Annotated in this window: 18 protein-coding genes and 1 tRNA gene; 5 read left to right on the top strand and 14 right to left on the bottom strand. The window is 68.3% G+C overall.

Features of this window, described 5'->3' with window-relative positions:
- Positions 1-68 precede the first annotated feature (68 nt).
- Complete coding sequence (locus EJL01_RS06945) at positions 69-1,478, bottom strand: cation:dicarboxylate symporter family transporter (RefSeq protein WP_125106836.1); 1,410 nt, start codon at positions 1,476-1,478, stop codon at positions 69-71.
- Positions 1,479-1,633: 155 nt separating this feature from the next.
- On the opposite strand from EJL01_RS06945, the gene EJL01_RS13250 reads away from it, so the two are divergent.
- The 3 genes from EJL01_RS13250 to EJL01_RS06935 are packed head-to-tail and all read left to right on the top strand — an operon-like array spanning position 1,634 to position 3,599.
- Positions 1,634-1,867: a hypothetical protein gene (locus EJL01_RS13250; RefSeq protein WP_241209133.1), complete on the top strand. Its 234-nt coding sequence runs from the start codon at positions 1,634-1,636 to the stop codon at positions 1,865-1,867.
- Positions 1,810-2,907, top strand: coding sequence for a sensor histidine kinase (locus EJL01_RS06940; RefSeq protein ID WP_241209132.1), 1,098 nt, complete (start codon positions 1,810-1,812; stop codon positions 2,905-2,907). The genes EJL01_RS13250 and EJL01_RS06940 overlap by 58 nt, the downstream gene beginning before the upstream one ends.
- Positions 2,904-3,599 carry a response regulator gene (locus EJL01_RS06935; RefSeq protein WP_125106835.1) on the top strand — a complete coding sequence of 232 codons (696 nt, stop codon included), beginning with the start codon at positions 2,904-2,906 and terminating at the stop codon, positions 3,597-3,599. The genes EJL01_RS06940 and EJL01_RS06935 overlap by 4 nt, the downstream gene beginning before the upstream one ends.
- Before the next feature lie 497 nt (positions 3,600-4,096).
- Here the strand turns inward: EJL01_RS06935 and EJL01_RS06930 are convergent.
- From EJL01_RS06930 to EJL01_RS06900, 7 genes are all read right to left on the bottom strand, one after another.
- A tRNA-Thr gene (locus tag EJL01_RS06930) sits at positions 4,097-4,169 on the bottom strand.
- A gap of 73 nt (positions 4,170-4,242) precedes the next feature.
- A complete protein-coding gene (locus EJL01_RS06925) occupies positions 4,243-5,889 on the bottom strand; it encodes an alpha/beta hydrolase (protein ID WP_125106834.1) in 1,647 nt (548 codons plus the stop codon).
- A gap of 37 nt (positions 5,890-5,926) precedes the next feature.
- Positions 5,927-7,087 carry a DNA polymerase III subunit delta' gene (locus tag EJL01_RS06920; protein ID WP_125106833.1) on the bottom strand — a complete coding sequence of 387 codons (1,161 nt, stop codon included), beginning with the start codon at positions 7,085-7,087 and terminating at the stop codon, positions 5,927-5,929.
- Entirely contained in the window at positions 7,084-7,710 is a 627-nt protein-coding gene (gene tmk, locus EJL01_RS06915; protein ID WP_125106832.1) for a dTMP kinase, read from the bottom strand. Before tmk ends, EJL01_RS06920 begins: the two co-directional genes overlap by 4 nt.
- Positions 7,711-7,724: 14 nt before the next feature.
- A complete protein-coding gene (gene topA / locus EJL01_RS06910; protein ID WP_125106831.1) occupies positions 7,725-10,538 on the bottom strand; it encodes a type I DNA topoisomerase in 2,814 nt (937 codons plus the stop codon).
- A gap of 220 nt (positions 10,539-10,758) precedes the next feature.
- Positions 10,759-12,129, bottom strand: a complete 1,371-nt coding sequence (locus EJL01_RS06905; RefSeq protein ID WP_125106830.1) for an APC family permease — start codon at positions 12,127-12,129, stop codon at positions 10,759-10,761.
- Positions 12,126-13,742: an amidohydrolase gene (locus EJL01_RS06900; RefSeq protein WP_164509744.1), complete on the bottom strand. Its 1,617-nt coding sequence runs from the start codon at positions 13,740-13,742 to the stop codon at positions 12,126-12,128. Before EJL01_RS06900 ends, EJL01_RS06905 begins: the two co-directional genes overlap by 4 nt.
- 122 nt (positions 13,743-13,864) lie before the next feature.
- Here EJL01_RS06900 and EJL01_RS06895 point away from each other — a divergent pair, with 122 nt between their 5' ends.
- Positions 13,865-14,869 (top strand): substrate-binding domain-containing protein, encoded by a 1,005-nt coding sequence (locus EJL01_RS06895; protein ID WP_125106828.1) that lies wholly within the window; start codon positions 13,865-13,867, stop codon positions 14,867-14,869.
- A 148-nt stretch (positions 14,870-15,017) separates the two neighbouring features.
- On the opposite strand, the gene EJL01_RS06890 is transcribed toward EJL01_RS06895, so the two are convergent.
- From EJL01_RS06890 to EJL01_RS06870, 6 genes are all read right to left on the bottom strand, one after another.
- Positions 15,018-16,259 (bottom strand): hypothetical protein, encoded by a 1,242-nt coding sequence (locus EJL01_RS06890; protein WP_125106827.1) that lies wholly within the window; start codon positions 16,257-16,259, stop codon positions 15,018-15,020.
- A gap of 109 nt (positions 16,260-16,368) precedes the next feature.
- A complete protein-coding gene (locus tag EJL01_RS12990) occupies positions 16,369-16,791 on the bottom strand; it encodes an Rv3654c family TadE-like protein (RefSeq protein ID WP_164509743.1) in 423 nt (140 codons plus the stop codon).
- A 116-nt stretch (positions 16,792-16,907) separates the two neighbouring features.
- Positions 16,908-17,240, bottom strand: coding sequence for a TadE family type IV pilus minor pilin (locus EJL01_RS12985; protein WP_164509742.1), 333 nt, complete (start codon positions 17,238-17,240; stop codon positions 16,908-16,910).
- A gap of 47 nt (positions 17,241-17,287) precedes the next feature.
- Entirely contained in the window at positions 17,288-17,488 is a 201-nt protein-coding gene (locus EJL01_RS06880; protein WP_125106825.1) for a DUF4244 domain-containing protein, read from the bottom strand.
- Between the two features lie 46 nt (positions 17,489-17,534).
- Complete coding sequence (locus tag EJL01_RS06875) at positions 17,535-18,464, bottom strand: type II secretion system F family protein (RefSeq protein WP_125106824.1); 930 nt, start codon at positions 18,462-18,464, stop codon at positions 17,535-17,537.
- On the bottom strand, positions 18,457-19,632 hold the full coding sequence (locus tag EJL01_RS06870; RefSeq protein WP_241209131.1) for a TadA family conjugal transfer-associated ATPase: 1,176 nt from the start codon (positions 19,630-19,632) through the stop codon (positions 18,457-18,459). The genes EJL01_RS06875 and EJL01_RS06870 overlap by 8 nt, the downstream gene beginning before the upstream one ends.
- Before the next feature lie 131 nt (positions 19,633-19,763).
- On the opposite strand from EJL01_RS06870, the gene acs reads away from it, so the two are divergent.
- The gene (gene acs, locus EJL01_RS06865; protein WP_125106822.1) at positions 19,764-21,734 is read left to right on the top strand and encodes an acetate--CoA ligase; all 1,971 of its coding nucleotides are present in this window, start codon (positions 19,764-19,766) and stop codon (positions 21,732-21,734) included.
- Positions 21,735-21,752 lie beyond the last annotated feature (18 nt).

Genomic DNA, 21,752 nt, shown 5'->3' with positions numbered 1-21,752 from the left:
AGCGCGACAGCAGGGCCCGGTGGCGGGTTGCGCCGGCCGGGCCCTGTTGTGGGTTACCTCGGTAGTGGTTAGCGCGAGTCGGCCTGCTCGAGCTGCGCGCCCGGCTTGGTCGCCGCATCCTCAGCCGCATCGTGCTCGTCGGCGCCGTGGTCGTCGGCGCCGAGCGTCGACTCGTCGAACGGCAGTTGACCCGAGAGCACGAGGCGCACGCGCTCCATGTCGACCTGCTTCGTCCACGTGCCGATGAGCAGGGTAGCGATGGCGTTACCGCTGAAGTTTGTGATGGCCCGACCCTCCGACATGAAGCGGTCGATGCCGACGATGACGCCGACGCCGCCGACGAGGTCGGGGCGGTAGGCCTGCAGGCCCGCGGCGAGGGTCGCGAGGCCCGCGCCGGTGACGCCCGCGGCGCCCTTCGAGGCGATGATCATGAACACGAGCAGGCCGATCTGCTCACCGATCGACATGGGCGAGCCCATACCCGAGGCGATGAAGAGCGACGCCATCGTGAGGTAGATCGCGGTGCCGTCGAGGTTGAACGAGTAGCCCGTGGGCACCGTGATGCCGACGACGGGTTTCGCGACACCGAGGTGCTCCATCTTCGCGATGAGGCGCGGCAGCGCCGACTCCGACGAGCTCGTGCCGACGATAAGCAGGTACTCGCGGCCGAGGTAGCCGATGAGGCGGAACACGTTCACCCGCGTGAACGCGTAAAGCAGCGTACCGAGCACCACCACGACGAAGAGGAAGCAAGTGATGTAGAACGCAACCATGAGCAGGCCGAGGCTGAAGATCGCGCTGATGCCGGTCTTGCCGATGACGGCGGCGATCGCACCGAACGCGCCGATCGGGGCGAGCCAGAGGATCATGCTGAGGATGCGGAAGACGAGCGTCTGCAGCTGCTTCACGACGCCGAGGATCGGCGTGCCGCGCTTGCCGAGCCCCTGCAGCGCGAAGCCCGTAACGAGCGCGATGAACAGCACCTGCAACACATTCTCGCCGGTGAAGGGTGCGAAGAAGGTCGTCGGGATGATACCGAGCAGGAAGTCGGTCGTGCCCTGCGCCTCGGCAGTCGCCTCGTAGGTCGAGCCAGCCATGTTCAGCCCGTCGCCCGGGTGGATGATGTTGCCCACGACGAGGCCGATCGCGAGCGCGAACGTCGACATCACCAGGAAGTAGATGAGCGCGAGGCCGCCGATCTTGCCGACCGTCGCGGCTTTGGCGATCGAGCCCACGCCGACGACGATCGTGCAGAAGATGATCGGCGCGATCATCATCTTGATGAGCCCGACGAACGCCTTGCCGAGCGGCTCAAGTCCGATCGCGAAGTCGGGCGCCGCGAGCCCGACGATCACGCCGAGCACGACCGCGAGAATCACCGAAACGTAGAGCCAGGTGTGCTTGTCCCAGCCGGCGATCCCGCGCGGTTTTGCCGCATCCTGGGACGCACCCGTGGGTGTCTGATTCGAGAGAGCCATCATTGCCTCCGTTGTGAACTTCGTTGTCACGTGCGGGCGGGCACCCGTACTGCCCTTTACCCTGGTGTGTGCACGCGCGCGGGCTCCGCTTGTGGTCGTATTGGTCTTCGCGCGCACGTCGCACGTCGACCGCACACGAGGGAGGGGTGGGTCTGATGGCACGATTTCGCTGGAGCGCCGCGACGCTCGTATTCGTGCTCGTCGCGCTCGCCTCGGCCCTGTTCATGGCGGTCACGTCGACCTACCTCGTCATCGACGCGCTCGCCGATGCCCGCGGCGACGCCACGACAACGACACACGCTGTGTCGATCGCGCTCGCCGACTCCCGCTCTTGCGTGAGGCGCTCGCGGACGACGACGCCGCGACCGAGACCCTCCAGCCCGTCGTGACCGAGGTAGAGCACGACGCTGGCCTCGACTTCGTGACGATCATGCGGCCCGACGGAACGCGCGTCACGCATCCAACCGACACGCAGGTCGGCGCGCACTACCTCGGCACGATTCCGGATGCGCCCGAGCCGCTCTCCGAAGAGTTTGTTGGCTCGCTCGGGGCCTCTATCCGCACGATCGTGCCGGTGCTCGACGACGACCAGGTCGTCGGCTGGGTCTCCTCCGGCATCACGATCCGGAGCATCGACGCCGGGCTGCCGCAGCGACTCGCGACGGTCGCGATCGTGTCGCTGTTCGTACTGCTGCTTGGCCTCGGCGGCGCGGTGCTCGCGCGCCGGGGCATCCGTCAACTCGCCGGCGACCTGCCGGCCTCAACAATCCGCGACGCCGTGTCATCGCGCGAGTCGGTGCGCACGCTGAGCTCGGCGATGCGCGCTCAGGCCCATGAGCATGGCAACCGCCTGCGCACCGCCGTTGGCTTGCTCGAGCTGGGACGCACCGACGAGGCCATCAGCATCCTTACCGAAACCGCGGGGCGGCAACAGCTGCTGCTCGATATCGCCGCCGACGGCAGCCGGCTCGAGCCCGCTGTGCAGGCACTCCTGCTCGGCAAGGCGTCAGCCGCGGCAGAGCGCGGCATCGAGTGGTCGATCGAGATCGACCCCGCGGCACCGCGCTCGACACTCACTGCGGTCGACGCCGTCTCGGTGTGCGGCAACCTCATCGACAATGCCCTCGACGCGGCAGGCGAGAGCGAAGCGGCGCGGTGGGTCGAAGTGTCGATCATGCCCGGCGCGGACGGCGCGGTCGTCTTCGCGATCGCCGACAGCGGGCCCGGCTTCGCGCCCGGCATCGAGGCGCGGATGTTTGAGGAGGGCGTCTCGTCGAAGCCAGCCGACGCGTCGGGTCGCGGCATCGGCCTCGCCCTCGTACGATCGATCGTCGACGCCGCAGGCGGCACGATCGAGGTGAGCAAGGCACCGACGCTGTTCACGGTGACGCTGCCGGGCCGTGCCGTGCAGGAGGAGGGTCAACGGTGATCAATGTGCTGCTCGTCGACGATGAGCCCCTCGTACTCGAAGCGCACCGCGAATACGTCGGGCGCATCGACGGCTTTCGTGTCGTGGCCGAGGCCTCCGGGGCCCGGGCCGCCCTCGACCGGCTCGCCCCGAACATCCGCGGCGGGGGCGGCGACACGATCGACCTCGTGCTGCTCGACATGACGATGCCCGACGGCACTGGGGTCGACGTGCTGCGGTACGCGCGGGCGAAGGCGACGCCGGTCGACGTCATTGCCCTCACAAGCGTGCGCGACCCCGAGGTGGTGCGGCAGGTGATCATGCTCGGCGCCGTGCAATACCTCGTGAAGCCGTTCACCTTCGCCGATTTTCGGAAGAGGCTCGCGCAGTACCGCGACTATCGGGCGCGCCTGCGGAACGCGTCGGGCGCGGCGACGCAGTCTGAGATCGACGCGATGATCGGCGCCCTGCGGCCGGCGCCGACGGCGCTGCCGAAGGGGTTATCGCCGCAGTCGCTCCAGGCGGTGCTCGCCGTCGTGCGCGCGCGGGCGCAGGTGACGGCAGCCGAAGCGGCCGAGGTCGCGGGCATGTCGCGCGTGACGGCGCGGCGCTACCTTGAGCACCTGGCTGAGCTCGGCAGTGTCGAGCGCGTGGCGCACTACGGCACCGGCGGTCGGCCGCGCTCAGAGTACCGCTGGCGCGGTGCGCGGTAGTTGATGCTCTTCTTGGGCGGTGAGCGGCCTGACGTGTCTTTTTGGCGCTGTCAACGACGCAGCGTGAGTGTTTGTGGCGCTGTCACCGACGCGGTGAGCCAGGTTGTGGCGCTCTCTCCGACGAGCGCGAACGGTGGTGGCGCGCTCAGCGACAAGTGGCGCGATGCTGACGACGCCGCTTGTCGCTGACGGCGCCAATTCGCACCATCGATGCCGCCCCAACCGCGACACCCCTGGTTCGAAGAACGCTGTCGAAGTGGCAGGGCAGCGGCAGCCCGAACCCACGGGCCGAGTTGCCGCACGCGGCGCGTGGACGCGAGTTACTCGTCGCCGCCGAATCGGGCGACGCGCTCGGCGACCCGTTGGCCGTCGAGCACCACAACGCGCCCCTCGAAGCGAGGCTCGCGCAGCGCGACCGAGTGCGAGCATTCGCCTGCACCGAAATGCCCCGGTCACCTTCGCGCTGCTGCGCGGGTGACCGGGGCGTTTGTTGTCGGAGCCGCCTACCAGAATCGAACTGGTGACCTATTCATTACGAGTGAATCGCTCTACCGACTGAGCTAAGGCGGCGTGCCGCCAGTGACAGGCGACACGAAATCTTATCGTACGTTTCGTGTCGCGCGCCACTCGGGGCAAATCAGCGCTAACAGTTGATGTCGCCCTCGGGCAGGTTGCCCGTGATGAGGTAGTCGTCGACGGTGCCGATGACGCACTCGCTGCCCTCGTCGTAGGCGATGTGGCCCTCGCCCTCGTAGACGAGCAGCGACGCCGACTCGAGCTGCTCGGCGACGGCCTCGGCCCACTTCAGCGGGGTTGCGGGGTCGTTCGTCGTCGCGACGACGAGCACGGGGGCCGCGCCGGCGCCCACGACGGGCTCCTGCTCGGTCACGCGCGACTGCACGGGCCAGTTCTCGCAGGTGACATCGCCGACCTCGAGCTGTGCCTCGGTCATTGGCGCCTGGAACAGCGTGACGTCCTGCAGCTTCTGGTTGAACGCCTTGATCGTCGCCTTGTCGGTCACGAGCGGGTAATCGAGGCAGTTGATCGCGGTGAACGCCTCTTCCTGGTTCGAGTAGTAGGTGCCGCTCGGGTCGCGACCGTTGTACGAGTCGGTGAGCGAGAAGAAGATGCTCGAGTCCTTGTTGCGCTCCCACTGCACGAACGCCTGTGTGACGTACTGCCAGCTCGTCTCGTCGTACATGCCAGCGACGATCGCCTGGTAGATGACGCTTGAAGTGAAGACGCGGCCATCGGCGGCGCGCGGGGTCGTCTCGTCAACGTCGTTCATGATGTCGCTGATCTCGTCGATCGCACCGTCGACGCCGCCCGCCTGGTCGAACGGGCACTCGGCCGAGGTGAGGCAGTCCTCGAGATACGCGCGGATCGAGTCGCTGAACTTCTCCTGTTGGTCGAGGATCACGTCGAACATCGGCACGGTCGGGTCAGTCGCGCCATCGAGCACGACACGGCCAACCTGCTCGGGGAACATGTCGATGTACTGGGCCCCGATGTCGGTGCCGTACGAGAAACCGAAGTAGTTCAGTGCGCTGCCTTCACCCACGACGTAGCGGAGCATGTCGAGGTCCTGCACCGTCGACTTCGTGTCGACGTACTCGAGCAGCGGGCCGGTGTTCTCGTAGCAGGAGTCGCCGAACGCGGCGGCCTTCGCCTGCTGGTAGGCGAGCAGCTCATCTTCGCTCATGTCGGCGTAGCCGTCGGGCACGCCGTAGAGGTAGTCGTCCATGCCCGCGTCGTCGACGCAGTAGACCGCGCTCGAGTAACCGACGCCGCGGGGGTCCCAGCCGACGATGTCGAAGTTCTCGCGCAGATCGCTCGAGAACATGTAGTCGCCACTCTGAGCAACGAAGTCGACGCCGCCCGCGCCCGGGCCACCCGGGTTCGTGAACAGCGCGCCTTGCGAGTTGCCGCCTGTGGCGGGCAGCTTCACGAGCGCGAGCTCGATCGGGTCATCTGAGCCGGGCTCGGCCCAGTTCAGGGGCGCGTCGACGTAGGCACACTCGGCGGTATCGTCGACCGCCGCGTACTCCTCGGGACACTCGCCCCACTCGATGCCCTGCTCGTAAAAGTCTTCGCCGCCCGGCGCCACCGACTCGGGGATGCCCACGGCGCCCTCGCTACCGCCGTCGTTCTCTTCCTCGTTCGACTGCTGCTCGTCGGGCGTCTGGAGCTCCTGAATCAGGGTGCAGCCGCTGAGCACGAGGGATGCGGTGAGCGTGATCGCCCCGGCGCCAATCAGTCTTGCTCGTCGTCGCTTCGCTGCTTCTCGCATCGGTGTCCTCTCAGCGCGGGCTTCGGGCGGGGTCGCGCTAGCTCGAGCCGATGGCGTAACCGATCAGCAATTCTTCGAGCGCGAGCTGCGGCGGCACATTTGCCGCCAATCGTTCGCGCACCAGCGCAATTGCTTCAATGCTAGCGATCGTGTGCCACGCGGGCGCGCGATTTGCGACGGCTTCGAGTTCGCCACGTCGAGATTCATTCACGAGCGGCACGCCAACTTGCAACTTCAGCATGAGGAGATCGCGCAGCAGCGACTGTATGTCGGTCAGGATGCGGTCGACGCCGTCGATCGTCGCGCGCTTCGCTCGCTGCTTCTGGTCGCGCTCGAGATCGCGAAAAATGCCCTGCAGCTTGCGCGGCACCGCCTGCCCCGGGTCGAGGCCGAGGCTGCGGTAGGTCTCTTGCTTCTCGCGTTCGGCGCGCTCGGCAAAGTGCGCCTCGCCGTCGGACTTCGCGAGGTCGGCCCACTGCTGCGCCTTGCGCACCGCGTCGCCGGTCGAGGCGAGGCTGAGCACGCCGTCGAGCGACGAGTCGCGCCGTTGCCAGGCCTCGGGCGAGGTGACGAGCCGTGAGGCCATGCCGACGTGCGATTGCGCCTCCCGAGCCGCCCGTATCGCGGTTTCGCGGGCAATGCCGTGCCGGCGCTCGAGCAGCTCAGCGACGTCGTCGATCGGCGGCGTCGAAAGCGCGACGACCCGCACGCGCGAGCGGATGGTCGGCAACAGATCGGCCTCGCTCGGCGCGCAGAGCACCCACACGGTCGAGTCGACGGGCTCTTCGATCGCCTTGAGCAGCGTGTTCGAGGTGCGCTCGATCATGCGGTCGGCGTCTTCGACCACGATGACGCGGTAGTCGGAGTTCACGGGCGAGTTCGCGGCTCGACTGACGAGCTCGCGCGCGGTGCCGATGTCGATCGACACCTTTTCGGTCGCGACGGCGGTCAGGTCGGCGTGGCTGCGCGCGGCGACCTGCTGGCAGCTCGGGCAGACGCCGCAGCCGTTGTTGGGGCAGAGCAGCGCGGCGGCGAAGGCGTACGCGATCGTCGAGCGGCCCGAACCCGCGGGCCCGGTGACGAGCCAAGAATTGGTAAAGGCCTGCGGATCTTCGGCGCCACGGCGGGCACCGAGCACGGCGCGCTGGAAAGTCCCGACCGCGCGCGGCTGGCCGACGACCTCATCCCAGACACTCACGCTTGCTGCAACTCCTCAAGCTTCGCCTCGACGAGCCCGCGGATCTCGTCGCTCACAAGCCGCTCGGGGCGGTCGGCGTCGACGACATGGATGCGCTCCGGCTCCTCCCGTGCGAGCTTGAGAAATTGCTCGCGCACGTTCAGGTGGAATTCGAGGCCGAGCGACTCGAGGCGATCGAGGCGGCCGCGACCGGTGCGCATCCGCTGCATCGCAATCTCGGGCTTGAGGTCAAGCAGCACCGTGAGGTCGGGCATGAGCCCGTCGGCGGCCCAGATCGAGAGGTCGCGAATCTGCTGCGCGCCGAGGCCGCGCCCGCGGCCCTGGTAGACGATCGACGAGTCGAGATAGCGGTCCTGCACCACGATCGCCCCGCGCTCGAGGGCGGGCCTCACGAGGGATTGGATGTGGTGGGCTCGGTCGGCCGCGAAGATGAGCGCCTCGGCGCGGTCCGAGAGGTCGTCCGGCCCGTGGAGCACGATGTTGCGCAACTGCTGCCCGAGCTCGGTGCCACCGGGTTCGCGCGTCTGCACGACCTCGTGGCCGAGGCCGCGCAACCACTCGACAACGCGGGTGGCGTGCGACGACTTGCCCGTACCATCCCCGCCCTCGAAGGTAATGAACATGCCCCGCGACGCCACTACTCGGCCGACTCGGTGGTCGTCTTCGTCGTGCGCGCCGTCGCCGGCTTCTTGGCCGCGGTGCTCTTGGCGGTCGTCGTCTTCTTCGCCGCCGTCGTCTTCTTGGCGGCCGTCGTCTTCTTCGCCGCGGGCTTCTTCGCGGTGGTCGCCTTCTTCGCCGCCGGCTTCTTGGCCGCCGTGCTGCGCTTCTTCGCCGGGCCCTTCGCCCGCTTTTCGGCGATCATCTCGACGGCGCGCGCGAAGGTGATCGTCGAGGCGTCCTGCCCGCGCGGCACCGTGACGTTCGTCTCGCCGTCGGTGACGTACGGGCCGAAGCGGCCGTCCTTCACCTTGACCACCTTGCCCGAAACGGGGTCGGGCTCGGCGAAGTCGAGGATGACCGTCTTCGACTGGCGATTCGCGTACTTCGGCTGCGCGAAGAGCTCCTGCGCGCCGGCGAGGTCGATCGAGAAGATTGAGTCCTCATCGGGCAGCGAGCGGGTGTCGGTGCCCTTCTTGAGGTAGGCGCCGTAGCGACCGTTCTGCGCGGTGATCTCGGCGCCCGATTCCTCGTCGACGCCGACGACGCGCGGCAGGCTCAGCAGCTGCAGCGCCTGCTCGAACGTGACGGTGTCCGGCGACATCGACTTGAAGAGGGATGCGGTGCGCGGCTTGGGCGCGGCCCTCTTGCGCTTCGTACCTTCGGGCTGCTCGGGCTCGGGCAGCACCTCCGACACGTACGGCCCGAAACGGCCGTCCTTCACGACGATGTCGTGGCCCGACTCCGGGTCCTGGCCCAGCACGCGGTCGCCCGCAATGGGTGCGTCGATGAGCTCCTGCACCTTCTCGGGTGTGAGCTCGTCGGGCGCGAGATCCTCGGGCACGTTGATGCGGCGCGGGTCCTCGCCCTCGCCCTGCGCGATCTCGATGTACGGGCCGTAGCGGCCGATGCGCAGCGTCGCCGTGTCGGTGAGTCGCGTCGAGTTGATCGCGCGCGCGTCGATCTCGCCGAGGTTGTCGACGACCTGGCGCAGGCCCGGGTGGTCGTCGTTGCCGAAGTAGAAGCCGTTGAGCCACTCGACGCGGTCCTGCTCGCCCGAGGCGATGCCGTCGAGGTCCAACTCCATCTGCGCGGTGAAGTCATACTCGACGAGGTCGGTGAAGTGGTCTTCGAGCAGGCGCACGACGCTGAAGGCGGTCCAGCTTGGCACGAGCGCGTTGCCGCGCCGGTTCACATAGCCGCGGTCCTGAATCGTCGCGATGATCGACGCGTACGTCGACGGGCGGCCGATGCCGAGGTCGTCGAGCACCTTGACGAGGCTCGCCTCGGTATAGCGCGGCGGCGGGGTCGTTTCGTGCGGCTTGGCCTCGGCGCCGGCGACGTCAACCTGCACGCCGGTCGTGAGCTCGGGCAGCTTCGCGTTGCCGTCGCTCGAATCCTGCGAGTTACGGGTCTCGTCGCGGCCTTCCTCGTACGCGGCGAGGAAGCCGCGGAACGTGATGACCGTGCCCGACACCTGATATTCGGTCGCGATCTTCGTCAACGTGCCCGCCGCATCCGGCAGTTCGTGGGCGGCACCCGCGAACGTGATGGTCTGTGTCTGACCCTTCGCGTCGGCCATCTGGCTCGCGACGGTGCGCTTCCAGATGAGGTCGTAGAGCTTGCGCTCGTTGTCGTTGACGCCGCTCAACTCGCGCGGGCGGGCGAATTCGCTGCCTGCCGGGCGGATCGCCTCATGCGCCTCCTGGGCGTTCTTCGACTTCGAGCCGTAGAAGCGCGGCTTCTCGGGCACCGTCTCGGCGCCGTAGAGCTCGCGAGCCTGGCTGCGGGCCGCGTTGAGCGCCTGCGCCGACAGGTTCGGCGAGTCGGTACGCATATAGGTGATGTGCCCGTTTTCGTAGAGTGACTGGGCGACCGACATCGTCTGGCGGGCCGAGAAGCCGAGCTTGCGCGAGGCCTCCTGCTGCAGCGTCGACGTCGTGAACGGCGCGGCGGGGCGGCGGGTGTACGGCTTCGACTCGATGTTCGAGACCGTGACGTCGATGCTGCCCGCGGCTAGCGCGTCAGCGAGGGCCGTCGCGGTCGGCTCGGTAAGGATCGTCGCGTCGCCAGTGAGCTGGCCGTGGTCGTCGAAGTCGCGGCCGGTGGCGACGCGGCTGCCGTCAACGCGCGTGAGCCGCACGCCGAAGGCCTGGCCGGATGCGGCGAGGTCGGCCTCGACACCCCAGTAGCTGGCAGCGACGAATGCGAGGCGCTCACGTTCGCGGTCGACGATGAGACGGGTCGCGGCGGACTGCACGCGACCGGCGCTCAGGCCCGGGCCAACCTTGCGCCAGAGCACCGGCGAGATCTCGTAGCCGTAGAGGCGGTCGAGGATGCGACGGGTCTCCTGCGCGTCGACGAGGTGGTCGTCGATGTCGCGGGTCTTGTCGCGGGCGGCCTCGATGGCCTCCTGAGTGATCTCGTGGAAGACCATGCGCTTGACCGGCACCTTGGGCTTGAGCACTTCGAGGAGGTGCCAAGCGATGGCCTCACCCTCGCGGTCCTCATCAGTTGCAAGGATGAGCTCGTCGGAGTCTTTGAGCGCCCGCTTCAGGTCGGTGACCGTCTTTTTCTTCGCGTCGCTGACGACGTAGAACGGCTCGAAGCCATTCTCGACATCGACCGAGAATTTACCCAGCGAGCCCTTCTTCTGCTCGGCGGGGAGGTTCTTCGGCTCGATCAGGTCGCGAATGTGACCGACCGACGCCATCACCGTGTAGTCGTCACCCAGGTACTTCGAGATGCTCTTGACCTTGGTTGGTGACTCGACGATGACGAGCTTGTGCGACACGATGTGCTTTCTGTTGCGGGGTTGGGGGTGCGGCGGTACGCGGATGCGTCAGTCGCACGCGGGTTGGAGGATGCCCGTGACCGGGAGTGCAGCGCGTTCCGACAAAAACTGCCACGTTGCGCAGAGTAGCGCAACATCAGCGTGCGGCGCCGGGGTTCTCCACAGGGCGAAGTCATTCCTTTATATATGCACTTGTCTCCGAGTGTGCTCGAACCCGACCCTACGCGTCGCGTTCGAGCTGCGCCCGCTCCTCCTCGTCGAGGTGCATGATCGCCTTCGTATCGATGCTCGAATCGGGGATCTTGCGGAAACCCTTCGAGATCACCGCGAGGTAGATGATGCCGATCGCAACCCAGACGAGGCCGACCGTGAGCGCCTCGGCACTGAGCGAGAACCAGAGCCACATCGTGAGGGCGAAGCCGATGACCGGCAGCACGCCGTAGAGCACGATTGCCTTCGCGCCGCGCTCCTTCGCGTCGATGAGGAAGAACTTGATGACCGCGAGGTTCACCATCGAGAACGCCGCGAGGGCGCCGAAGCTCACGACCGAGATCACGGTGTCGAGGGGCAGCACGAGCGCGAGCAGCGAGACCGCGGCGACCACGAGAATCGCGTTGCTCGGCGTCTGGAAGCGCGCGTTGATCTTGCCGAACAGGGGCTGCGGGAGCATCCGGTCGCGACCCATTGAATAGAGCACGCGCGAGGTCGAGGCCTGCGAGCTCAGGGCGCTCGCGACGCAGCCGACGATGTATGCGGCGAGGAAGAATGCCTGCAGCGCCGAGCCGCCGACGAGCCCGAACAGCTCGTTCGGTGCCGTGTCGAGGTTTTCGAACGTCGCGTGGTCGGGCCAGACCATAGCGCCGATCCATGAGACGAACACGAACATCACGCCGCCGACCACGACGGTGAGCAGCACCGCGCGCGGAACCGTGCGGCGCGCATCCTTCGCCTCTTCGGCGAGGGTCGAGACCGCGTCGAATCCGAGGAACGAGAGCGCCAGGATCGCCGAGCCCGCGACCACGGTCGCGAAGTCGGGCCCAACCGCGAAGGGTGCGGTCGCGCTCGCGTCGGGCGAGAACTTGCCGAGGGCGAGCACCACGAAGAAGACGAGGAACAGCACCTGGAACGCGACGAGCAGTACGTTGATGTTGCGCACGACCTCGATGCCGATGATGTTGAGCACCGTGACGAGCGCGATCGCGAGCACGATGACGAGCCACACCGGTACATCCGGAAACTGGCTGTTTACGTAGAGCCCGACGAGCATGTAGTTGAGCATCGGCAGCAGCATGTAGTCGACCATGAGGCCCCAACCGGTGACGAAACCGACGCCGCGGCCGAACGCCTGGCGCGCGTAGCCGTAGGCGCTGCCCGCGGTCGGCAGGCGGCGCACAATGCTCGCGTAGCTCAGCGCCGTGAAGAGCATCGCGATGGTCGTCACGATGTAGGCGAGCGGCAGGCGGCCGCCGGTGATGTCGCTGACGACACCGTAGGTGCTGAAGATCGTGAGCGGCACCATGTAGGCGATGCCGAACATGAGCAGGGTCGGGGTGCCCATCGCTCGCTTGAGCTGCGGCTGGTTCGTGGTCATGCCGTCGTACCTTTCGAAGATGCGTACTGCGCCACCACGACGCCGTCGAGCGTGGTGGCAAGGATGCGAATGTCGGTGACGTCGTGCGGTGACGCGGTGATGGGGTCGGCGGCCCAGATAGTGAAGTCGGCGGGTTCACCCGGCCGCAGACCGCTGCCGGTCTCGCCGATGGATGCGCGGCCGGCGGTCGTGTAGCCCGCGAGGATCTGCTCTGGCGTCAGGGCTTGCTGCGCGCCGACCGCCGGGCTGTCTTGGTCGTGCGGGTGCCGGAGCTGCGCATCCGCGAAGGTGATGCGCGGGTCGTACGGCGCGACCGGCCAGTCGCTCGCGAGCGCCTGCACGATGCCGGCCGCCGCGAAGTCGCCCGTGCGGAAGCCTTGCTGGTTGCGGGGCTCGCCGAGCCGCTGCGACCACGAGTCACGCTGGTCGGGATGCACGAAGAGCGTGCAGTGGGTCGGCTGCACGCAGACGGCGATGTCGTGCTTGGCGAGGATCTCGACGGTCTCGTCGTCGGCGAGTTCGAGGTGTTCGATGCGGTGCTGCACGCCGGTCTTCGGCAGCGCGGCAAGCGTCTCGGCGACAAAGCGGACGCCGCGGTCGCCGATCGCGTGGGTCAGGGTCGGCACACCGAGGGAGTGCAGCAGCTGGATGCGCGCCGCGTAGGTCTGCGGGTCGTGCCAGAAGCCGGCGCGGCCCTCGCCCTCGGTGTCGGGCTCGTGCAGCCAGGCCGTGCCGTTGTCGATCGTGCCGTCGATGAAAAGCTTGACGCCCTCGAGGCGCCAGCGACGGCCGTGTCGACCGAGACCGGCGACGAGCTCGCGCACCTGCTGCTCGGTGAGGTCGGGCGTGCACCAGGGCGCGATGCGCAGGCGCACCGGCAGCTCGCCGCGCCGCTCGAGCTCTTCGAGCACGTCGGTGACGGCGTCGCCGCCCTGCGCGTCGGCGACGACGAGCGAGGTGAGGCCGGTCGCGGCCATGCCGTGCAGCAGCTCGTCGAGCTTGTCGGCTCGCGCCTCGAGCGGCTCCTGTGGCACGAGGTCCTCGACCTCCCCCATGGCCGCGAACTCGAGGGCGTGGCCCGAGAGCCGACCGTCGGCGCGCGCGGTGAAACCGCCGCCGTCGACGGTGCGGTGGGGTTCGGTGACGCCGACCTCGCGCAGGGCCGCATCGGAGAGCAGGGCCGAGTGGGCGTCGAAGAGCATGAGGTAGACCGGCAGATCGGGGCCGACCGCCTCGTGGATGATCGTGTTGTCGACCGGCCCCTCGAGCGCGTTGGGGGCGAGGCCCCAGCCGAAGAGCCACTCGCCTTTGGGAAGTTCTTGGGCGCCCTTCGCGAGGGCCGCGATGATCTCGGCACGGGTCTCGATGTCGGTGAGGTCAACGCCGCGTGCCATTGAGAGGCCCCAGATGGGGTGGCTGTGGCCGTCGATGAGGCCCGCGGTGATCGTTGACTCGGGATACTCGAGCACCTCGGCGTCGGGATGCGCGGCCCGCAGCTCGTCCCACGTGCTGACCGCCGAGATCTCCCCGTTGACGACGGCGATGGTGTCGCCGAGGACGCGGTCCGGCGATCGCACCGTGTGCGCTCGGAACAGTGTGGTGGCAGTCGTCATGTAGGCGCCCTCCATTGGGTCCGACTTGGTTGGTGTCGACGTTTCCGCTGCTTTGCTGAAACGTTTCGACATCTTGTCACGATACGGCCGAGACGCGCAAGCATCCCCGTAGGATCGACGACATGGCAGCCGACCGAGTCACGATCCCCCAGCTCGCCCTCGAGCTTGGCGTGAGCGTCGGCACTGTCTCGAGCGCGCTCAGCGGCACGGGCCGGGTCGCACCGGCAACGAGGCAGCGCGTGATCGACCACGCCGCGGCCCGGGGCTACCGTAAGAACTCGGCCGCGCGCAATTTGCGGGTCGGCGCGACGCAGGCGATCGAGCTGCACCTGCCGCGGAACGCGCGGCATCTCTCGTTCTACATCGATTTCGCGTTCGGGGTCGTCGACGCGGCCGCAGCCGCGGGGCTGGATGTGCTGCTCACGACCGCCGACCGGCCGCGTTCGGGCGGCCTGCTCGCCGCCGACGGCGCCGTGTTCATCGACGCCGAGGAGGATTCGAAGCGCCTGCGCGAGCTCATCGCATTTGGCGTGCCGGTGGTCGCCGCCGATGGTGCGCCGGTGCCCGGCCCGAAGCCCAGCCTGTCGATCGACATCAACTACGACGAGGTCATCGGCCACCTGCTGCGATCCGCGGTGGCCTCCGGGGCCCGACGCCCAATGCTCATTGCCCCGGATTTGTCGCTCGCGTCGTCGTGGCGCGACCGCGTGACCGCCGCGTTCGAGCGGTGGTGTGAGCACCTCGGGGTCTCGGGATCGGTGCGCATGTTCCCGGTCAACGGTCCTGATGCCGACATCATCGCGCTCGTGCGCGGCGAGCTCGAGCAGAAGAATGCGCCCGACACGATGATCTTCGCCGGCCAGCGCCTCGCGGCGGTGTGCTCGGCCGCCCTACACATCGGCTACGCGGATTCTGCGGTGCCGTGGATCTCCTCCTGCGCCGGCGACCCGCTCAGCGAGGTCAACGCGCCCCAGATCTCGGCGCTCGACACGCAGCCGCACGAGTTCGGTCGTCGGTCGGGCGAGGCGCTCGCCGGGCTCATTTCTGCGGGCAAGCTCCCGTCGGCCACACACGAGGCGTGGCCGACCCGAATCGCCTGGGCGGAGCACTGGGCTCGGGTCAACTGACCTTCGCCGCGCGCGAGGACCTCCCGGCGAACCTCGCCACCAGTTCACGACCACCGCGGCCGCCGTCCCCGCGGTCGAGGCGAACGTCGACCTGGCTCGGCGCTACTCCCTCGACGAAGGCTGCGCCACCGAGCCGGGTCTCCGTCGACTATCCGATGATCTCGACGGAATAGGCGAGCACGGTGATTGCCGTCGCCGTGCCTCCGATCGCGGTGTCGTACGACGTCGAGCCCTGCACCTCGACCAGGAGCTTCACGGTGTCACCGGTAATCACGGTCGACAAGAGGTCGTCGCTGGCTGCCAACACGATGGTGTTGATCTCGTAGTCGTACCAACTACCGAGCTGTTCGCCGGAGGTATTCACGCGAATGCCATACGAACCCATCGCGCTGTCGGCCTGAGTTACGTAGCCGTAGAGCACGTACTTCTCGCCCGTGTGGCTGTCCGCAGTGCGCTCGAGCAGCTGCCAGTCGCGATCGGAGATTGTGCCGTAGTTCGCGGGGTCGGTCAGCGCCTGCTCTTCTTCGGCTGTAATCCAGGCCTCGTTGCTTGATTCGACGTTGTCCGACGCATTCTCGACATCGCCCACGGCGCCCTCGAGGTTGGTAAGTGCCTCCGAGTAGCCGTCGGCCTTGGCGTGGTCCGCGTCCAGGCCCAACTCCCACTCGAGGGAATCGATCGCGTCCGCGAGTTCCGTGCGCGTGGCGTCGTTGTCGACCTGGCCCGAGGTCGTTTCGAGGAGGCTCTGCGCGTCGGCCATGACGTCGTTGGCGTGGCTCACGTAGTCGTCGTAGTCGGCCTTGGTCTGCAGCGCGGAATCCAGTTCGTCGGTGAGCGCGAGAATGCCCTGGCGGGATTCGGAGATTTCGTCGGCCTGCGCCCGAATCGTGAATGAGTACGCGTGCGGTTCGTCCGCGTCGAGCAGTGCGCCTGCCGCCTCAACGTCGCTCTCAATGTCGGCGACAAGACTCGCTTCGTAGCCGTCGGGCACCTCACTCAGGAGCGACTCTGAGTCAGATATGACGCCGTCGAGTTTGCTGACCTGCTCGCGATAGTCGGCCAGGTTCGGCTCGTTCACGAGCGGAGGCACGATCAGCGCCGCGGCGAGCACGACCACCAGTGCCCCGATCACGACGCGGATCCGCGCCTTCCGCGACGACTGCTTCCGCTTCTTGCGCGGAGGGACGGTCGGCCCCTGAGACGGCGCGCCAGTGCCCTGGTTGCTCGTTGTGGCCGCTGCGGGCCGACCGTATGCGGGGTTGGGCACGGTGGCCGCTGCGGCACGGCCGAACTCGGGGTTGGGAACCGGCTGCGGCAGCGGCGGCAGCTGTGGCATGCGGTTGTCGGGTAACGAAACGTGGTCGTTGGAGCCAGCTACGCCATCAGTCATGGTGGTGTGCGTCTTTCTCGAAAGGCAGCTCGGAACCCGGCTGCGAAGCCGCATGAGGGTGATTTCTCACGCACCTGAACTCTCTCCCGAGCCTCCGACATGACAATCGCTACGGCACCGAATCGGGCAGCCCCGCCCTCGACGACGCGGTCAGAGTGATCCAGCCGAAGTCGAGCGAGACAGTGACGAAGGTCTCGGTCCGGCCGGCGTCGCAGCCGTTGAGGGTGGCGTCGTGTTCGGCAGCGATGGCCGCAGCGCGACCACAAGCATCGCCGGGGACGCGACCCGACGCGGTGTCGGCCGCCGCGAGCGCGGCGGCGTCCGCGGCAACCTGGGCTCGAGTGTTCGCGGCGTGTGCTGCGAGCACGAGGCAGAGCGCGACCGCGATCGACACGGTTGCCCCGATGATCGCCACCGCGAGCACGCTGCCGCTCCCCCGCTCCAGGTGGCGGCGGTGCACGTTCTGGCGCGCCGGTTTCGATCTCCAGCACTTCGCGCCCCGAATCGTCTGCTGCGAATTGCCGCGAGGCACACCCCGACTCACCCGCCTCGAGTGCCAGTGCGGCGCATCCCCGTTCACGCGCGCCGAATTCCAGTCAGGCACGTCCCGGCTCGCCCGCCTGAAGCGCGCACCCCACGAATCCCGGCTCATCCGTCGACGTCCCGCAGCGCGCAGGAGGTCGCGTGGGCGCTCACACCGAGTTGCGCGCCGAGCAGTCGGATCGGCACCGTGACGCGCGCGCAGCGAAACTCGCCCGCATCCCACACCTCGGCGCTCGCTCCGTCGCCGTGCCATGCGAGGACGGCACCGTAGTCGTCGCCTCGCGCCGCGAGCCGAGCGACCTCGCCCGCGGAGTCCTGCGCCTGCACGAAGGCGGCCGACCCGACGACGGCGCCGACACAGAGCGCGAGCACGAGCACGACAGCGGGCATGGTGACCGCGAACTCGACTGCAACCGACCCGCGCTCGTCGGCGCGCATCCGCCGCCGCCGCCGCGAACGCGGCCACCACATCCGCATCGCCGCGACTAACCGAACGCGCTGATGACGAGGTCTTCGATGATCTGGCGCACCGCGTCAGACTGCACAACGGCGACAAGGACGCCGGCCAGCGCTACCGCCGCCATGATCACAATTGCATACTCTGCGGTCGCCGCACCCTGCTCGTCGCGGAGCAGCCGCTGCAACCAGTTGCGGTCGGGAGAATCGGGAGTCGGGGTCTCGGTCATTTCGGTTCCTCTCGTAGTGGTGGATGCACGGCACGTTATTGCGGGATTACCCGATGGTTCGTTGCAGCACGGCGATGACGAGCGGCGCGACCCCGACGGCGAGGAACGCCGGCAGGATGCACGCCCCGAGCGGCAGCATGAGCTGCACGCCGAGCTTCGCCGCCGACTGGGCTGCGTCGGCACGGGCGCGCGCCCGCTCGAGCGTCGCTTCCGAGCGCAGCAGCTCGCCCGCCGGCACGCCCGCCTCGGCGGCGAGGCGCACGATGCCCTCAGCACGCTCGAAGCCGCTCTCTTCGAGACGCCACTCGCGAAGGGCGTCGCGTACCGCAGACTTCGCGTGGTCGGCGCTGCGACCCGAAAGCATCACCATGGCGATGAGGTCAAGGCCGAAGCCCGGGGTCGTGGGATGCTGCGTCGCCTTCGCGATCATGCGGCGGTTCCAGAGCCAGCCGATGAGCATGAGCACCCCGCCGACAGCGAGGCAGCCGAAGCCGAGCGCGCTGCCCGTGAGCACGCCGAGCGTGTCGAACCCGAGCATGGCTCCGAGCACGAGGCCGACGACGGGCAGCAGCATGACGATGCGCGACGCGGATGCGGGGCCGGCCAGCGCGACCTGTACGTCGCGGGCCGACTGGCCGAGATCGCGAAAGCCATTCGCGAGCTGCCGCAGCGACTGCGCGAGCGGGGCACCGGTGCGATTCGCGAGCGCCCAGGTCACGCCGAGGGCCCGCCACGTCGCATCGGGATGTCCCTGCAGCAGCATCCCGGCGTCGCTGCCCCCGCCCACCTCGCGCGCGAGCCGCGCGATCGTCGTCTCTGGCGCGCGGCGCCGTCGCTTCCCCTCGGGCGCCTGCTCCAGGGCATCAGCCTGCGCCACCCGCTGCCAGGCAGAGTCGGGCACGACCCCGCCGCCGAGCAGCGTCGCGAGCCGCTCGACCACGGCCGCGGTGTGCTCGGATTCGTGCCGCTTAGCCACCCGATCGCTCCAGCCGCTTGCCGGTGCGCACGCTCGTGACGCGCAGCCGCCCGTGGTCGTCGAGCCCGAACTCGCCCATGTCGACGAGCTGCCGCAGGCCGCGATCGCGCTCGATGTGCATCACGAGGTCGAGCGCCGAGACGGTCTGCCGCGCCACGGCCTCCTGTGACATGCCGGCGAGCGCTCCGAGGGCCTCGAGTCGCGCGGGCACATCGGCGAGCGAGTTCGCGTGCAGGGTGCCGGCGCCGCCGTCGTGACCGGTGTTCAACGCGGCGAGCAGCTCGCGCAGCTCGGCTCCGCGGCACTCGCCGAGTACGAGCCGATCGGGGCGCATGCGCAGGGCTTCGCGCACGAGCCGCTCGAGCGTGACCTCGCCGGCGCCCTCGACGTTCGCCTGCCGCGCCTCCATCTGCACGACGTGCGGGTGCCGGATGCGCAGCTCGGCGACGTCCTCGATCACCACGAGCCGCTCATCCTTCGGCGCCTCACCGAGCATCGCACCGAGCAGGGTCGTCTTGCCCGAGCCGCCCGCTCCGGTGACGAGGATGTTCGCACGGTCGGCGAGTGCGCGGCGCAAAATCTCTTCGGCGTCGTCATAGAAAAAGCCGGCCGCGGCGAGGTCGTCGAGGCTGAGACGTGTCGCCCGGGGCGCGCGAATCGAGAGCAGCGTGCCGGTCGTCGACACCGGCGGCAGCACCGCGTGCACGCGAATACCCGCGCCAATACGCACGTCGACGGTCGGCGCCGCCTCATCGAGGTGCCGGCCACCCGCTGCGATGATGCGGGTCGCGAGTTCGCGCAGGGCCCGCTCTCCGGGGGCCTTCCACGAGCGGTCGAGCTCGGCGCCCGAGCCGCGGTCGACCCACAGGCCGGCCATGCCGTTCACGAAGAGGTCGGTCACCTCGCCGTCGGCAACGTAGCCGGCGAGCGGGCCGAATGCCTCGGCCTGGCCGCGCGTCAGCTCCCGCCGCGGGCGGGCCTCGTCGGGGCGCCCGGGCCGGGACACGAGCTGCACCTGCGCGGGCCGGTCCGTGGCGCGCTGCAGCACGAAGGGCTCGGGGTCGCCGGCGTCGTAGGCATCAAACGAAGTGCGTTGCATGCGCCCCAGGATGCTCGGATGGCGGGCCGTGCGCGTGCCGAGCCCATACGCCTGTGGAGCGCCGCGCATCCACCGTCCGAGCGGGAGGCGCTGCGACGCGCCGTGCAACTACCTACCAAAGTTGGTAAGCGGAGCGCGCCCCGAAACCCGAGGCATAGACTTCGCGTGGAGATTCCGCATCACAACGAAGTGAGGTTCCTATGGTTGCTGCCAGCGACGACAAGATCGAGAAGCTCGTCAACCCGATTGAGACGTTCCCGCCGAGCGAGGATTTCATTGCGGGCACGAAGGTCCCCACCGACCTCCGCGATCGAGCCGAGGCCGACCGGCTCGGGTTCTGGGCCGATCAGGCACGCGAACTCACATGGGGTAAGGACTTCACCGAGGTGCTCGACTGGAGCAATGCGCCCCGCGCCCGCTGGTTCGCCGACGGCAAGATCAACGCCACCGTCAACGCGGTCGATCGCCACGTCGAAGCCGGCAACGGCGACCGCGTCGCGATCCATTGGGAGGGCGAGCCCGGCGACAAGCGCGCCATCACCTACAACGACCTTCACCGCGAGGTGCAGCAGGCGGCCAACATGCTGCTCTCGCTCGGCATCAAGAAGGGCGACGTGGTCGCCATCTACCTGCCGATGATTCCTGAGGCCGTCGTCGCGCTGCTCGCCTGCGCGCGCATCGGCGCGATCCACTCGGTGATCTTCGCGGGTTTCTCGTCCGACGCCATCCGCCAGCGCGCCGATGACGCCGACGCGAAGCTGATCATCACCGCGAACGGGTCGAACCGCAAGGGCAAGGTCTTCCCACTCAAGCCCACCGTCGATGAGGCCCTCAAGGCTCCGGGCCACACCGTCGAGCACGTGCTCGTCGTGAAGCGCCCCGAGTACGACGTCGAGATGGTCGAGGGCCGTGACCTCTGGTGGAACGAGGCGGTCGCCGACCAGCCCGCCGTGCACGAGGCCGAGGCCTTCGACGCCGAGCACCCGCTGTTCATCCTCTACACCTCGGGTACGACCGGCAAGCCGAAGGGCCTCTGGCACGCGACGGGCGGCTACCTCACCCAGGTCAACCTCACGTTCCGCACGATGTTCGACCTACGCGACGACGACATGTACTGGCTCAGCGCCGACATCGGCTGGGTCACCGGCCACAGCTACCTCATCTATGGCCCGCTGCTCGCCGGCGCGACCCAGGTGATGTACGAGGGCACGAACGACTATCCGTCGCTCGACCGCTGGTTCGAGATCATCGAGAACTACAAGGTGACGATTTTCTACACGGCGCCGACCGCGATCCGTGGCTTCATGAAGACCGGACGCGAGATTCCGCTGCGCCACGGCCTCTCGTCGCTGCGCCTGCTCGGCTCGGTGGGCGAGCCGATCAACCCCGAGGCCTGGGAGTGGTTCCGCGACGTCATCGGCTCGGGCAAGACCCCGATCGTCGACACCTGGTGGCAGACCGAAACGGGCGCACACATGATCGCGCCGATTCCGACGCAGGATGCGCTCAAGGCGGGTTCGGCGCAGAAGCCGGTTCCCGGTGTAGTCGTCGAGGTCGTCGATGAGGCCGGCAACCGCGTCAACCCGGGCGAGATGGGCCTGCTCACGATCACCGAGCCGTGGCCCTCGATGGCCCGCGGCATCTGGGGCGACGACGAGCGCTTCAAGGAGACCTACTGGTCGCAGTTCCCGGGCCGCTACTTCGCTGGCGATGGCGCTGGCGTCGACCTCGACGGCGACCTGTGGCTGCTCGGCCGCGTCGACGACGTCATGAACGTGTCGGGCCACCGCCTCTCCACCACCGAAATCGAGTCGACCCTGGTCGAGCATCCCTTCGTCGCCGAGTCGGCGGTCGTCGGCGCGGCCGACGAGGTGAAGGGCCAGGCCGTCGTGGCTTTCGCGGTGCTCAAGCGTTCGCAGGCCGACGCGATCGCGAAGGCCGACGTGCCCGAGGAGCTGCGCAAGTTCGTCGCCGACCGCATCGGCGCCATCGCCCGCCCGCGCCAGGTGTTCGTCGTCGACGAACTGCCGAAGACGCGCTCGGGCAAGATCATGCGCCGGCTGCTCAAGGACGTCGCCGAGGGGCGCACCGTCGGCGACACGACGACGCTCACCGACGCGAACGTGATGGCGTCGATCGCCGACAACGTCGCGGCCGGCGCGCAGGACTAGTCCACAGCAACAAGACGC

The organism is Gulosibacter massiliensis, assembly GCF_900626105.1.
GTDB classification, from domain to species: Bacteria; Actinomycetota; Actinomycetes; order Actinomycetales; family Microbacteriaceae; genus Gulosibacter; species Gulosibacter sediminis.
The sequence above is the reverse complement of the archived record's forward strand: the minus strand, read 5'-3'. Positions and strand labels throughout refer to the sequence as shown.